Here is a 13,720-nt window from a genome sequence, read left to right on the forward strand (position 1 = left end):
TCCGGCCAACTCCGGAGATCCCCATGGCGCATTTCAATGACATATCGAAGCAACTGTTCGGCAAGCCGCTGAGCGAACTCGGCGAAATCGAGCGCCGCATCCTGTCGCATGCCCGGGAACGGCGCACCCTTTCAACCGATTCCCACGCCGCCTTTAACGCCGGACTGACCTTCGGCGACAAGCTCGCCGACAACATTGCCCGCGTTGGCGGCTCCTGGAGCTTCATCGTCACGTTCTGCGGATTTCTCGTCTGCTGGGTCATCCTGAACTCGGTGCTGTTCGCCACCGGAGCATTCGACCCCTACCCCTACATCTTTCTCAACCTCGTGCTTTCCATGCTTGCCGCACTGCAGGCCCCGATCATCATGATGTCACAGAACCGCCAGGCTGAGCGCGACCGCTTCGCAGCGTCCAAGGACTACGAGGTCAACCTGAAGTCGGAAGTCGAACTGATCGCCCTGCACCACAAGGTCGATGACGTATTGCTGCGCGAGATCTCGGAATTGCGGGCGGACCTTGCAACGCTCAACCGCCAGCTTGAGCAGTACCGTTCGGCACCCGGGCACGACTGACCGAACATCCGAAAATTACAGATTCAGCCCCCGGCGCCCCGGGTGCAGCGCCGGCGCGTCGGTGCGATCGGGACGCCCGCGACACCCACGTAAGTCAAGGGCGATAACTAGCTCATTTTCATAAACACTAATTCAACCGTGAATACACGTTTTGCAACATCTGCGAAATCCGCACGGAATCAACAACTTATCGGAGTACGAAAAAATTAATATTTGAGGACCATCGTACGGGTGCAGGGACATTCGAAAGATACAGCAACGTGGGTACGCGGAGATGCTGCAATGTCCAACTTCAAGCGCCTTTTAGGCCGCCAAGACGGCGCCGCTGCAATCGAATTTGCAATCATAGCGCCACTCTTCTTCCTTTGCGTGCTGACCTTGATCGCCTACGGGATCTATCTCAGCGCGGCCCATTCCATACAGCAGATCGCCGCCGATGCCGCGCGCACAGCCATCGCCGGATTATCCGAAGGCGAGCGTGAACGCCTCGCGACCGACTACATCCGCCGCACCACGATGGATCAGGCCTTCATCAAATCCTCGCGCATGACCGTGACCGTCAAAGACGACGCCAGCAACGCCAACCAGTTCACCGTTCGCATCAATTACGACGCCGCCGACCTCCCGATTTTTAACCTTTTCACATTCGCAATGCCAAGCAGCCAGATCGAGCGCTTTGCAACCATACGCGTGGGAGGAGCCTGACATGTCGTGGAGATCAACGCACCTGTACACGCTGCTCCGATCGCGAGACGCCAATATCGGCATCTCCGCTGCACTGGTCATGCCACTGGTGATCGCCTCGATGGGGCTCGGCATCGACTACGGCTATCTCACCGTGCAGAAACGTGAAATGCAGTCGGCGGTCGACCTGGCCGCGATCGCCGCAGCCTCCAACATCTCGTCGGCCGAGAAGGCCGTGCTCAACTACTTCTCCAACAATGGCCTCAACTACGCCGTGGCCACACCGACCGGTCTGATGACGGTCGGTGGCAAGGTGCTGCCGCTGAGCGATGTCGGCACGGGCAAGGTGGATGGCGTGGCTAGCCTGACGCGCGGTCGCTACATCCCCGACCCTTCCGTCGAGGCTGGACAACGCTTCGTCAAGGACGCAACGCCGACCGATGCCGTGCAGGTGCTGCTCGAAAAGAAAGGCCAGATTTTCCTTGCTTCCATGTTCAGCGCCCCGCCGGACCTAAGCGTTATCGGCACGGCCGCCAGTTCCAAGATTGCCGCCTTTTCTGTCGGCTCGCGTCTCGCCAGCCTGAACGACGGGTTGTTGAACGCGATCCTCGGGCAAATGCTCGGTACGACCATCTCCCTCAAGGTCATGGATTATCAGGCGCTCATCGACGCCGACATCGACGTCCAGCCGTTCCTCAAGATCGTCGCGACAAAGCTGAACCTGACCGCCGCGTCCTATGAGGACGTGCTGAAGGCCAATCTGACCATGCCGCAGTTGCTGTCCTCTATGCGGCTCGTCCAGGGTCTTTCGGGTACGGTGACGGCCGCGCTCAAAAGCATCGAGCTTTCGACAGCAAACAACAAGAAGACCGTCACACTGGCGCATATCCTCAACCTTGATCCGAAAAAGAGCCTGCAGGTCAATGCCGGTTCCGATTGGGCCATGAAGATCAGCGCCTTGCAGATCGTCTCCGCGGCCGCAGCAATCGCCAATGGCCAGAACCAGATCGCGCTCAACGCCGTCACTGGACTTCCCGGCATCGCCTCCGCCAAGGTCAAGCTCGCGATCGGCGAGCCGCCGGTCCAGACGCCGAGCCATCGCCTCGGAACCCCGGGCGCAGCCGTACGCACCGCCCAGACGCGCCTCGCCGTCGAAGTCAACGTCGATGGCCTTGCAGCGCTCGCCGGCATGCGCATAAGGCTGCCGATCTACGTCGAACTTGCCTATTCCGAAGCGAAACTTGCCGATATTCGTTGCTACGGCGGCACCCCGGAGAACGCGGCAGTCAGCGTGGATGCCGTACCGGGCATTGCCGAGATCGCGATCGGCGACGTCGACCCGGCGGTCCTTTCGAACTTCTCGTCGGATGCCCGCGTGCAAAGGGCCCGCCTCGTCGATGCCCTTGTCGTGAAGATCGATGCCCTCGCTCATGTCGAAGCACAGAACCTCAAGGTCTCGCGCCTGAGCTTCAGCCCATCCGAGATTGCGGCTCGATCGATCAAGAGCGTCTCCACGAAGGATATTCTCACCTCCACGACCCAAACGCTGCTCAACAACCTCGACCTCAACATCCAGGTTCTGCTCCTCACGCTCGGCAGCCCGACGATCATCCAGCAGGCCCTTGCCCAGACCCTAAGTTCCGTCACCAAGCCGGTCGATGATCTCCTCTACAACCTGCTCCTGCTCGTCGGCGTGCGGGTTGGCGAGGCCGATGTGCGCGTCACCGGCGTCAAGTGCCAGCCGCCCGTGCTGGTACAGTGACGGAGACCCGGTAATCGTTCGGTGCGCGCCTGGCGGCTGAACGTCACGCGCCCCGTTTGAACAAAATCGGTTGTTCACACGTTATGAGCAAGCTACTTCTGCTATTTGGGGTTAGGCTGAGTGGCGGTTGACGACCGAGCAACTTGTAGTTCATGCATCGGGCGAGCCGCGCAAGCATCGGGGGTGTGCGCAGCAAATGCGTGTCGTGGCAGAGCATGAGGGCGTTGCGCAAGCTGGTGCACTTGCCTTTACCGCAGAGGATTTTCGCAATCATCCGAACTTCCGGGCGATCCTTCAGGCGAGCGCCCGCGATCTGATGTCGGTGTTTGACGTCTTCCCGCGGGTCGCCCGCCTCGTCGCCTCCCATCAGAAATGGACGCTGAGCCAAGCTGTCTACACGCTTCACCTCGAGCGTGATCCAGCCAATCCCGAGACGGGCATCACTACCGCGCGCCTGCTGAAGTTCATGCACGAGATGGGCGGCGCCAGCCGCAACACCGCCGCGGCCTTCATCGCCGAACTGCTGACCTACAAACTGCTGCGCGATGCCGATGGCGGTCGTGCCAGAAAGAAGGTGCGGCCGCTGGAGCCGACCGAGATCAGCGAAGGCGCGATGCTGCGCTGGTTCATGACCCAGATGGGCACACTCGACCGTTTCGATGGCAAGGGCCGCCTTCAGCGCGTCGAAGCGGATCGGACGATCTTCGACCGCGCCCAACCGATCGCCACCCGCCTGCTGCTCGCCGACCACCGTTGGAACGAGCCGCCGGAAGCGGTGGCCGCCTTCGTCTGGACCGAGTGCGGCGGCCTGCTGCTCGACGATCTCATGTCGCGGCCGCAAAGCCTCGATCCGGTCGACGGCAAGGTCTGGCTGGAAGCGAGCCTCTCGGAACTCGCCACGCACTACATGATCTCCAACACGCATATCAGGCGAATTTTCACCCGCGCCCAGGATGCGGGCCTGATAGGTCGCGCCGGCGAGGGCCAGCGCGGTCTGTTCTGGCTCGGCGAACGCCTGCTCGACGAATATTGTCAGTGGCAATCGGTCAAGATGGCTGGCCTTGCCAACGGCTTCGAGCAGGCGGTTCGGCAGGCAACGAGCACACCGGAGTGATCGCTCAGTTGCGTCCGGCCGCATATTGCGGCAAGTCGTCCGCGATCTCGTAGAAGTCTCCCTGGTCTTCGCAGAAGATGTGGTAGCCGCCCTTCAGCTCGGTCGGCTTCTCGAAGGCGCCAGCCAGGATCGAGGTATAGCCAAGCCCGTCCGCCTTCCAGAACAACGCCGATCCGCAATGCCGGCAGAAGCCGCGACTGGCGCTATCGCTTGCCCTATACCAGGTGACGTTCTCGCCCCCCTCCACCGCAAGGTCCTGATCCTCGACATTGGTCGCTGCGTAGTAGAGGCCGGTCTGCTTGCGGCACTGGCTGCAATGGCAATAGATCAGTTCGCGCAGCTCGCCACGCGCTGCAAAGCGCACTGCCCCGCAAAGGCAACTTCCATTGTGAATGTCCGGCATTGTCTCCCCCAAGGTCGCGATCATCTTGTTTCACACTGTCATGAGGTGGCTGCAGGCAAACGACCACACACGCCGCTTCCTGCTCCAGACACGAAAATGCCGGGCCAGCTTCCAGAGCCGACCCGGCATTGTCAAATTCAAAGCGCCTAAGCGAAGTTCAGAAAAGTTGAACGACGCCAGCGACTTAGATCAACCGTTGACCACCATTCTCTTCTCGTCGCGGCCGCCCTTCATGCGTTCTGCGAGCAGGAAAGCAAGCTCCAGCGCCTGGTCGGCGTTGAGGCGCGGATCGCAATGGGTGTGGTAACGGTCGGCAAGGTCGTCGCCGGAAAGCGCGCGGGCGCCGCCCGTGCATTCCGTCACGTCGTTGCCGGTCATCTCGATATGGATGCCGCCCGGATGCGTGCCTTCGGCGCGATGGATCTGGAAGAAGCTTTCGACTTCCGACAGGATCCGCTCGAACGGACGGGTCTTGTAGTTGTTGAGCGTGATGGTGTTGCCGTGCATCGGGTCGCAGGACCAGACGACCTTCTTGCCTTCGCGCTCGACCGCGCGGATGAGGCGCGGCAGATGTTCGGCCACCTTGTCATGGCCGAAGCGGCAGATGAGGGTCAGGCGTCCGGCTTCGTTGGCCGGGTTCAAGAGGTCGATCAGCTCGAGCAGGCCATCGGCCGTCAGCGAAGGACCGCACTTGAGACCGAGCGGGTTCTTGATGCCGCGGCAGTATTCGATGTGCGCATGGTCGGGCTGACGGGTACGGTCGCCGATCCAGATCATGTGGCCCGACGTCGCGTACCAGTCGCCCGAGGTCGAATCGACGCGCGTCAGCGCCTGCTCGTAGCCGAGCAGCAGCGCCTCGTGGCTGGTGAAGAAGTCGGTCTCGCGCAGGCTCGGATGGTTTTCCGAGGTGATACCGATCGCCTTCATGAAGTCCATGGTCTCGGAGATCCGGTCGGCGAGCTTGCGGTAGCGTTCCGCCTGCGGGCTGTCCTTGACGAAGCCGAGCATCCACTGGTGCACGTTGTCGAGGTTGGCATAGCCACCCATCGCAAAGGCGCGCAGAAGGTTCAGCGTCGCGGCCGACTGGCGGTAAGCCATGATCTGGCGTTCCGGGTTCGGGATACGCGCTTCCTCCGTGAACTCGATGCCGTTGATGATGTCGCCACGGTACGACGGCAGCGTCACGTCACCCTGCTTCTCAACGCCTGAAGAGCGCGGCTTGGCGAACTGGCCGGCGATGCGGCCGACCTTTACCACCGGCTGCTGCGCGCCGAAGGTCAGGACGACGGCCATCTGCAGGAAGGCGCGGAAGAAGTCGCGGATCGTATCGGCGCCGTGCTCGGCGAAGCTCTCGGCGCAGTCGCCGCCCTGCAGCAGGAAGCCGCGACCTTCGGCGACGTTGGCAAGGGCACTCTTCAAACGGCGCGCTTCGCCTGCAAACACCAGCGGCGGATACTTCGCGAGGCGCGCTTCGGTCGCCTCAAGCGCTGCCAGGTCCGGATAGTCCGGCACCTGCTGGATGGGTTTCTGCCGCCAGCTGTTTGGAGTCCAAGTCTGTGCCATTTCGATCACCTGTTGTCTGCCGCGGTTCTGTCCGCGCGGGTCGCGCCCTGACGGCCGAAGGCGGCCGCCCGGTATTCGGAAATTTCACTCACATCCGCGTGCCCTGCCCCGGACGCTGAGCCCGGCCTTGTGCCCACTCCAGGCGGAAACGCCGCGGAATGCGGGCTTATAGACGTTAAGGAAACGCTTGGAAAGCCATCCTACCAGAATTCATTGCTTTGCAGGACGTACAGGGCGCAAGGATATGTCCGGTCAGCGCACAATCTCGAAAAGCGAAGGCGGCGGCACGAAAGAATTATGCGCAGTTTCAACGAGATAGTGCCGCCAATTCGCTACCGCCACTGTCGTGCAGCGCGGTTGGCGACATAGGCAACAATCCGTTCATCGATCATGTCCAGCAGCTTTCGGCCCGCAGCGGCTGGCACTGATGCCCCAGAGTGCACCTGCGACCGGCGCGGCTGGGGCACGCGTCAGGCGCACTTGGCGCCTGCGCCGGCGCAACAGCAGGAACGACAGGATCGGCAGCACCCAGTGCAGCCCACGCCACTCCGGTCCGTCAAGCGGATCGTCAAAACTCTTGCACGGCCCCCGCCGGTGTTGGCATTGGAGCGTCGTCCACATGACTGCCCAGTGCTCAAGCATGTTCTCGCCTCCTTTGCCTTGGGACACCGGGAGACCTAATGTCTTCTCCTGGAGCGTTGTAGGCGCGGCACTGAAAGACGTCTTTCATCCGCGAACGGACGCAAACGAGACCGACCCGCGCTAGTAGGAGACGGTGACTGTCAAGGAGAGCATATGGCTGAGCCAGCCTGGGACGATCTGAAACTGTTTTATCATGTCGCGACCGAAGGCGGATTGAGCGGCGCCGCCACGCGGACAGGCTTGAGCGCGCCGACCATCGGCCGCCGCATGCTTGCGCTCGAACGCACGATCGGCCGGGCGCTCTTCATCCGCAGCCAGCAGGGCTACCGCCTCGCCCATGACGGCCAGATCCTGTTCGAACATGTCCGCGCCATGCAGAATGCCGCCGACAGCATCTCCGACTGGCACCGCGACGCATTCGCGCTGCCCATCGTCTCGGTCGCAGGCGATGCCTGGGTGGCCGGCTTCGTCGCCGACCATGCGATGGATATCCGCTCCTGGGGCGACGGCTTTCGCTTCTGCTGCAAGCATGCCCGTCGCGGCTTCGACTTGACCTTCAGAGAGGCCGACGTCGCCGTGCTCCATGAACAGCCCCGATCCGGCAATGTGGCTGTACGCCGCTCGGTGAACATCGCCTACGCCGTCTATCGCGCCGGCAACATGCCGGAGCGCGATGACTTTCCGTGGATCTCGATCGGTACGGAAGTTGCCGGCTCGCCGGCCGAGAAGTGGGTGTTTGAAAACCGCGAGCAGCAGATCCACACGTGGACCGACAGTCCCGCTTTCCTCGCGCGGCTGATCCGGAACGGCGCCGGGCGCGGCGTCCTGCCGGCCCTTGTTGGCGACGGCGATCCGCTCCTCAAACGCGAGGGCGGCTTGATCGAGAGCCTGACGCATCCGCTATGGATCGCGGCCAACGATGACGATCGCCGCCGCCCGGAAGTCCGGACGGTCATCGATCGCCTCGCCGACCTGTTCAAGCGCGAGGAAGCGCGGTTGGCAGGCGCATCCGCCTGAGGCAGTTAGATACGCTCGCCCTTGCGGATGCGGTAGGACGGCGAATACATCGTCACCAGTTCTTCCGCTGCCGTCGGGTGCACTGCCATGGTCCGGTCGAAATCGTCCTTGGTGCAGCCAGCCTTCAGCGAGATGCCCAGTAGCTGGGCCATTTCTCCGGCGTCGTGACCAAGGATGTGGGCACCGAGCACCTTGCGGTCGGCGGCGTTGACGATCAGCTTCATGATCATCTTTTCCCTGCGACCCGAAAGCGTCGCCTTCATCGGCCGGAATTCGGCGCGATAGACTTCCAGCTCGTCGAACCGGCGCCCGGCCTCCTCTTCCGTCAGGCCGACGGTGCCGATCTCGGGTTGCGAGAAGACGGCGGTGGCGATCAGGTCGTGATCCGGCGACACCGGATTGTTCTTGTACTCGGTCTCGATGAAGCACATGGCCTCGTGGATCGCGACCGGCGTCAGCTGAACGCGGTCGGTCACGTCGCCGAGCGCATAGATGCCCGGTGCGCTGGTGCGGGAGAAGGCGTCGACGACGATGGCGCCACGCTCATCGGTCTTGACGCCTGCGGCCTCCAGACCCAGACCCTTGGTGTTTGGCACGCGCCCGAGCGCCAGCATCACCTGGTCGGCAACGATCTCACCGTGCTTCTTTGTCTGTGCCACGCGCTTGCCGTCCGCGTTCAGGGCGACAGACTGGATGATGTCCTCGCACAGGATGCGAATGCCCTTCTCTTCCATCGCGGCATGCAGACCGCGGCGCAGGTCGTGGTCGAAGCGCGACAGGATCTCCTTGCCGCGGTAGATCAGTGTCGTTTCGACGCCGAGGCCGTGGAAGATGTTGGCGAATTCGACGGCGATGTAGCCGCCACCCGCAATCAGGATCGACTTAGGCAGTTCTGGGAGATCGAAGGCCTCGTTCGAGGAAATGCAGTGCTCGTGCCCCGGCAGGGCGTCGTGCGGCGTCGGATGACCGCCGACGGCGATGACGATCCGCTCGGCCGTGACGGTCTTGCCGCTGTCGAGCAGGCGAACCGTGTTGGGGCCGACGAGCTCGGCGCGCGTATGCAGGATTTCGGCGCCGGCATTGTTCAGGCCCTTCTGGTAGAGCCCTTCGAGCCGGGTGATTTCCTGTTCCTTGGCGGCAACCAGTTTCTTCCAGTCGAAGCGGCTCTGGCCGACCGACCAGCCAAAGCCGGCTGCGTCTTCGAAATGTTCGGAAAACTGCGACGCGTAAACATAGAGCTTCTTCGGCACGCAGCCGCGAATGACGCAGGTGCCGCCGTACCGAAACTCTTCTGCAATCGCCACCTTCTTACCGAGGCTTGCCGCCAGGCGGCCGCTTCTGACGCCGCCGGACCCGCCACCGATTACGAAGAGGTCATAGTCGAACGCGGGCATGGGCAGTCTCCTGAAAGCAAGCGGGCCGGAATGGCGAAATGGAAAGCGCGCCGAACGATCGTGCGTTCGGCAGCCGGTCACGGCCAGCCGATGGCCGCACCGCACGCACATATAGTGGTGCCCCCGGCCAAAAGAAAAGCCCGGATCTCTCCGGGCTCCTCGAAACGTGATGGACCTTGGACGGCGACGGTTATTGCGCCGGCGCCTGGACGGCGCCTTCGGCAGCCGGCTGCGTGCTGCCAACCTTGTCGTCGAGCGACTTGGTGGCTTCCTGGTTCAGGTCGCGGGAAACGCCCGCAGCCCAGATGTCGGCCGCCTTCAGCAGCTCGCGCGATGCGATCGGGCCGTCGTTCAGGAGCTTCTTGCCGGCAGCAGAGCCGTAGAATTCCGTGATCGCGTTCAGCTCTTCCAGCGTAAAGGTCTTGGCGTAGATCGTCGCGGCTTCGTTCTCGAGGTCTGCACGGCGGGCGGCAAGGGCCAACGCCTTGTCGTCAACCGTCGCGGTGATCAGTTCCTGATGGTTCGGCGATGCCTGGATCAGCGTGTTCTTCAGCCGTTCGGCAAGGTTCGGCAGAATGTTGTCGAAGCTGTTGGTCACGCCAAGCGCTGCGATCGTCGCGCGCGCTGCCTTGATCTGCTCTTCGGAGACGTCCTGGGCCTTAACCGCCGGAATCGATGCGGAAAGCAGAACCGCGGTGGCAGCGAATGTGCGGACAAGACCTGCGAGTTTGTTCATTTTTACCCTTGCTCCTGTGTTTGTCGCATGCTGCCCGGGCGATTGCCGCCGCCAGGCCCGCATGTGTGGAAACCTGTTGTCTTTACCGCTCCCAGCCCATTGCGGGCTGTCGGGAGCCGGCTCAGGACGCAGTCAGAATGCGTGCCTGTTCCGGCCCTGCAATGATTGCCAGCGACGCGATGCCAATGAAAAGCCCATGCTCGACGACGCCGGGAATGGCATTCAGCTCTCCCGCGAGCGCATCTGCATCAGGAATACGGCCAAAAGATGCATCGAGAATGAGGTGCCCGCCATCGGTCTTGAAGGCGCCGTCATGGGACTGACGCACGGCAATTTCGCCTGAAAGGCCGAGGCGCGATGCCAGCTTTTCAATGGCGATCCGGGTCGCAACCTGACCGAAGGGATTGATCTCGATCGGCAGCTTGAAGGCGCCGAGAACTTCGACGACCTTCGATTCGTCGGCGATCACGATCATTCGCTTGGAGGCGCTCGCAACGATCTTCTCGCGCAGCAGCGCGCCGCCGCCACCCTTGATCAGCCGCAGCCGGCCATCGACCTCGTCGGCACCGTCGATCGTCAGGTCCAGTTCCGGCAGTTCGTCGAGCGACTTCAACGGCACGCCGAGCTCAAGGCAAAGCCGCGCGGTACGCTCCGAGGTGGGCACACCTTCGATACGGAAGCCCGCGGCGACCTTTTCAGCCAGCAGACGGACAAATTCCTCAGCCGTGGAGCCCGTGCCGATGCCGAGGCGCATGCCGTCTTCGACATATTCCAGAGCCGCTGCTGCGGCTTTGATTTTCATTTCGCGGGCGTCCATGCGCCAGTCGCTCCCTTGTAATTCCGACGGACGGCTTTGCTGCAAACAGCGAACGGCCAGCCCGTTTTCCGCTGAGACACTTACACGCCCGGCGACGCAAACAAAAGTCAAAATGAAATTGCTGCCAAGGATTCCGGAGTACTTGGGATATGTACTCCCCATTGCATTTTGAGGTCACTTCGCCTACCCGAACTGCAATGTGTCCGGTGCCATGAGGTTTTTCGGTGTCATCCCCCATAGTCGTCTTCGATCTCGACGGAACGCTCGTCGATACCGCTCCGGACCTGGTCGCGAGCCTCAACCATGCGGTGACCCAGGCGGGCATCGCCCCGGTCGGCTATGCCGATCTGACCCATCTTGTCGGTCACGGCGCACGCGCCATGATCGAACGCACCTTCGCCCTTCGGCAAAAGCCGCTCACCGAAGACGTGCTCGAATGGCAGCTCAGGGAGTTCGTCGATTTTTACCACGGCTCGATGCCCGGCGATTCGCTCCCCTATCCGGGCCTCGTCGACGCCCTCGACCGCCTCTCCGGCGCCGGCTACAGGCTGGCGGTCTGCACCAACAAGCCGGAAAAGCTGGCAAAGCGCCTTCTCGAACGCCTGGGGCTGATCGAACGCTTCGCGGCGATTTCCGGTGGTGACACCTTCGAAGTGCGTAAGCCGGATGCCGAGCATCTGCTCAGGACTGTTGCCAATGCCGGCGGGTCAGCCGAGCGCTCGGTGATGGTCGGCGACAGCCTCAACGACTTCCTCGTCGCCCGCAATGCAGCGGTGCCGTCGATTGCGGTTCCCTTCGGCTACTCCGACGTTCCTGTCGAAAGCCTGGAACCGACGAAAATTATCAGCCACTTCGACGAGTTGACGCCGGAACTGGTCTCGGCGCTTCTCGAAGCCCGATGATGGAATAGAAAAAAGGCCGCTCGAAGCGGCCTTTTCCTTTTCGTGTGCCTTATCCTTCGGCTCTGCGGGCGCCCCGCGTCGCGTCGAAGGCGCGGTTCATGTACATGTCGCGCTCATAGACATCGTTGAAATACTCGACGACGCCGTCCTTGTTCGGCCAGGCCGTGAAATAGGCGACATAGACCGGCACCTTCGCCGGAACCTGCAGCGCCTTGTTGCGGCCGCCGGCGATCTCCTTGCCGACATCCTCGACGCTCGTACCGAGCACCGCAGCCGCCATCAGGCGCGGATCGGCGAGCCGCACGCAGCCGTGGCTGAGTGCCCGGTTGTCGCGCTTGAAGAAGCTCTTCGACGGGGTGTCGTGCATGTAGATCGCATGCGCGTTCGGGAACAGGATCTTCAGCTCGCCGAGCGCATTGTCACTGCTCGGCGGCTGGCGTACTGCGACCGAAGCGGTCGAGCCGTTCCAGTTGACCGATGCCGAGGGGACCGGGCGTCCACCGACCTCGACCTGATAGCCCATGCGATCGAGGTAGTTCGGGTCGCTCCTGAGCTTCGGCAGCATCTCGTTGACGATAATCGACTGCGGCACGCCCCAGTACGGATTGACCTCGACCGTCTGGATTTCGTCCTGGAAGAAGTAGGTCTGGTTCGTCTTCGAGCCGACGACGACGCGCATCGAGAACTGCTCGGCGCCCTGGTCGGTATAGGTCGCGGTGAACGCCGGCTGGTTGATGAAGACGTAGCGATTACCGAGACCGTCCGGCAGCCAGCGTGCCTGCTCCATGGCGATCTCGAGCTTGTTGATCTTGTTGGCGACGCTGTCGCCGCCCGTCAGGATACGCACCGACGCCTGGCCGACGACGCCGTCAGCCTTCAGCCCGTGCTCCTTCTGGAAAGCTTCGACCACAGTTACCAGTTCCGGCGTGTATTCCGGCGTTCCCTGGTAGGCGGCGAGAACCGCCGCGTGCTCGGACTTCAGCGCCTCCGATCCCTTGAGGCGAATACCGGCAATGATGTTGGCGAGCTCGGGATTGCTCTGGCCCGGCTTCAAGAGCGTGTCGGGCGCGATCTCTACGCGCTGCTCGGCGCCCGTTTCCGCCCTCAACTTCTCCAGCTCGACGGAAAGGGCCGCAAACTGCGCGCTCTTCGGGTTCTGGTCGTTGAGGAGCGTGGCGACGTCGCTGCTCGCAGACAGCTTGTCGAGAAGCGGGGCGAGTTCGACAGTCTTGCGCTTGAAGTCGTGGTAGCCGGAGATCTTGTTCGGATCGATACGGCCGCGCACTGTGTCCTGCGCATAGGTCAGCGTTGCCGCCGACAAAGCGATTTCGAACTGCAGCAGTTCCTTCTCCCGCGCGATCATGTCGCCGCGGTCGAAAGTGTCCGCCGGTACGGTAACGGCATAATCCTGCGGATCGAGGCCGACCTTGGCTGCGTCGGCGAGAACGGCGACTGCCGCCTTTGCCTTGGCATTCACGCCTTCAGCGCCGATCCAGATGTAATCCATGCGGGCACCGTAATGGGCTTCGACCGCCTTGGCGACATCGCCCGAAGCGCGCACGTTGATTTCCGGAAGGAACTGCCGCGCATCGGCGAGCGGCATGCGCAGCATCGGCGGCAGCGCATCGTTGCGCACGGATCCGGTAACGACCGGATCGAGCAGCTTGTCGGTCGAGATGCGACGCAGCGGCTCCGCCTTGTAGGTGTAATACTTCGGGCCTGTGACCTTCGGCAGCGGCTTGGCCGCATCCTGCTGCGGGTCGAGCATCGTACCCACGCCCGGCAGCGGCTGGGTCGGCTGGACCTGCTGAGCCTCGGTCTTTTTCCGGCCTGCCCGGATGAAATCGCCGAATGTGAAGGCCGAAGCCGGCCGCGCATCCATGGTCGCGATCGCACAGCCGCTCATGAGCGCCACGATCGCTGCCGTCTTAATTACTTTCATATGAAACTACGTCCCCGTATCGCGTTGTCGCCGAATTCGGCTGAAGCCAGATTCTCGCCACGCCCTCGTGCACTGAAAGTTATAGAAAAGGATGGTGAATGAAAAGGAAACGCGCCCGCGAACATCGACCTTGGATCTCCTTCTCCGCCCCAGCAAACGCCTCGATTCCATA

13 protein-coding genes are annotated in these 13,720 nt (G+C 62.3%); 6 read left to right on the forward strand and 7 right to left on the reverse strand.

Annotated features, from left to right (window positions below; translation table 11 throughout):
* Window positions 1-23 precede the first annotated feature (23 nt).
* The 4 genes from PWG15_RS08485 (at window position 24) to PWG15_RS08500 (ending at window position 4,132) form a co-directional block, all read left to right on the forward strand.
* Window positions 24-572, forward strand: a complete 549-nt coding sequence (locus tag PWG15_RS08485) for a DUF1003 domain-containing protein (protein ID WP_275023957.1) — start codon at window positions 24-26, stop codon at window positions 570-572.
* Between the two features lie 282 nt (window positions 573-854).
* Window positions 855-1,277: a TadE/TadG family type IV pilus assembly protein gene (locus PWG15_RS08490; RefSeq protein ID WP_275023958.1), complete on the forward strand. Its 423-nt coding sequence runs from the start codon at window positions 855-857 to the stop codon at window positions 1,275-1,277.
* 1 nt (window position 1,278) lies between these two features.
* Complete coding sequence (locus PWG15_RS08495; protein ID WP_275023960.1) at window positions 1,279-3,018, forward strand: pilus assembly protein TadG-related protein; 1,740 nt, start codon at window positions 1,279-1,281, stop codon at window positions 3,016-3,018.
* Window positions 3,019-3,214: 196 nt separating this feature from the next.
* Entirely contained in the window at window positions 3,215-4,132 is a 918-nt protein-coding gene (locus tag PWG15_RS08500; RefSeq protein ID WP_275023961.1) for a helix-turn-helix domain-containing protein, read from the forward strand.
* A 4-nt stretch (window positions 4,133-4,136) separates the two neighbouring features.
* Here the strand turns inward: PWG15_RS08500 and PWG15_RS08505 are convergent, their stop codons facing one another.
* The 3 genes from PWG15_RS08505 to PWG15_RS08515 form a co-directional block, all read right to left on the reverse strand.
* Window positions 4,137-4,535, reverse strand: a complete 399-nt coding sequence (locus tag PWG15_RS08505) for a GFA family protein (protein WP_275023962.1) — start codon at window positions 4,533-4,535, stop codon at window positions 4,137-4,139.
* A 189-nt stretch (window positions 4,536-4,724) separates the two neighbouring features.
* Window positions 4,725-6,098 carry a class II 3-deoxy-7-phosphoheptulonate synthase gene (locus PWG15_RS08510; RefSeq protein WP_275023963.1) on the reverse strand — a complete coding sequence of 458 codons (1,374 nt, stop codon included), beginning with the start codon at window positions 6,096-6,098 and terminating at the stop codon, window positions 4,725-4,727.
* A gap of 381 nt (window positions 6,099-6,479) precedes the next feature.
* The gene (locus PWG15_RS08515) at window positions 6,480-6,740 is read right to left on the reverse strand and encodes a hypothetical protein (RefSeq protein ID WP_275023964.1); all 261 of its coding nucleotides are present in this window, start codon (window positions 6,738-6,740) and stop codon (window positions 6,480-6,482) included.
* Between the two features lie 153 nt (window positions 6,741-6,893).
* Here PWG15_RS08515 and PWG15_RS08520 point away from each other — a divergent pair, with 153 nt between their 5' ends.
* A complete protein-coding gene (locus tag PWG15_RS08520) occupies window positions 6,894-7,757 on the forward strand; it encodes a LysR family transcriptional regulator (protein WP_275023965.1) in 864 nt (287 codons plus the stop codon).
* Between the two features lie 5 nt (window positions 7,758-7,762).
* Here the strand turns inward: PWG15_RS08520 and gor are convergent, their stop codons facing one another.
* The 3 genes from gor to rpiA form a co-directional block, all read right to left on the reverse strand.
* The gene (gene gor / locus PWG15_RS08525; RefSeq protein WP_275023966.1) at window positions 7,763-9,151 is read right to left on the reverse strand and encodes a glutathione-disulfide reductase; all 1,389 of its coding nucleotides are present in this window, start codon (window positions 9,149-9,151) and stop codon (window positions 7,763-7,765) included.
* A gap of 190 nt (window positions 9,152-9,341) precedes the next feature.
* The gene (locus PWG15_RS08530) at window positions 9,342-9,887 is read right to left on the reverse strand and encodes a DUF2059 domain-containing protein (RefSeq protein WP_275023968.1); all 546 of its coding nucleotides are present in this window, start codon (window positions 9,885-9,887) and stop codon (window positions 9,342-9,344) included.
* A 121-nt stretch (window positions 9,888-10,008) separates the two neighbouring features.
* Window positions 10,009-10,704, reverse strand: a complete 696-nt coding sequence (gene rpiA / locus PWG15_RS08535; RefSeq protein WP_275023969.1) for a ribose-5-phosphate isomerase RpiA — start codon at window positions 10,702-10,704, stop codon at window positions 10,009-10,011.
* 224 nt (window positions 10,705-10,928) lie between these two features.
* On the opposite strand from rpiA, the gene PWG15_RS08540 reads away from it, so the two are divergent.
* Window positions 10,929-11,606: an HAD family hydrolase gene (locus tag PWG15_RS08540; RefSeq protein ID WP_275023970.1), complete on the forward strand. Its 678-nt coding sequence runs from the start codon at window positions 10,929-10,931 to the stop codon at window positions 11,604-11,606.
* Window positions 11,607-11,655: 49 nt separating this feature from the next.
* Here PWG15_RS08540 and PWG15_RS08545 read toward each other — a convergent pair whose 3' ends face one another.
* A complete protein-coding gene (locus PWG15_RS08545) occupies window positions 11,656-13,548 on the reverse strand; it encodes a L,D-transpeptidase family protein (RefSeq protein WP_275023971.1) in 1,893 nt (630 codons plus the stop codon).
* Window positions 13,549-13,720: the final 172 nt, after the last annotated feature.

This window comes from Ensifer adhaerens (assembly GCF_028993555.1).
Lineage (GTDB): Bacteria > Pseudomonadota > Alphaproteobacteria > Rhizobiales > Rhizobiaceae > Ensifer > Ensifer adhaerens_I.

Bases quoted from the DNA above. Each gene is read 5' to 3' on its own strand.
- PWG15_RS08530 (WP_275023968.1), bottom strand. From the start codon at position 9,887: ATGAACAAACTCGCAGGTCTTGTCCGCACATTCGCTGCCACCGCGGTT.
- PWG15_RS08505 (WP_275023962.1), bottom strand. From the start codon at position 4,535: ATGCCGGACATTCACAATGGAAGTTGCCTTTGCGGGGCAGTGCGCTTT.
- PWG15_RS08510 (WP_275023963.1), bottom strand. From the start codon at position 6,098: ATGGCACAGACTTGGACTCCAAACAGCTGGCGGCAGAAACCCATCCAG.
- PWG15_RS08520 (WP_275023965.1), top strand. From the start codon at position 6,894: ATGGCTGAGCCAGCCTGGGACGATCTGAAACTGTTTTATCATGTCGCG.
- PWG15_RS08545 (WP_275023971.1), bottom strand. From the start codon at position 13,548: ATGAAAGTAATTAAGACGGCAGCGATCGTGGCGCTCATGAGCGGCTGT.
- PWG15_RS08490 (WP_275023958.1), top strand. From the start codon at position 855: ATGTCCAACTTCAAGCGCCTTTTAGGCCGCCAAGACGGCGCCGCTGCA.
- PWG15_RS08495 (WP_275023960.1), top strand. From the start codon at position 1,279: ATGTCGTGGAGATCAACGCACCTGTACACGCTGCTCCGATCGCGAGAC.
- PWG15_RS08485 (WP_275023957.1), top strand. From the start codon at position 24: ATGGCGCATTTCAATGACATATCGAAGCAACTGTTCGGCAAGCCGCTG.
- rpiA (WP_275023969.1), bottom strand. From the start codon at position 10,704: ATGGACGCCCGCGAAATGAAAATCAAAGCCGCAGCAGCGGCTCTGGAA.
- gor (WP_275023966.1), bottom strand. From the start codon at position 9,151: ATGCCCGCGTTCGACTATGACCTCTTCGTAATCGGTGGCGGGTCCGGC.
- PWG15_RS08500 (WP_275023961.1), top strand. From the start codon at position 3,215: ATGCGTGTCGTGGCAGAGCATGAGGGCGTTGCGCAAGCTGGTGCACTT.
- PWG15_RS08515 (WP_275023964.1), bottom strand. From the start codon at position 6,740: ATGCTTGAGCACTGGGCAGTCATGTGGACGACGCTCCAATGCCAACAC.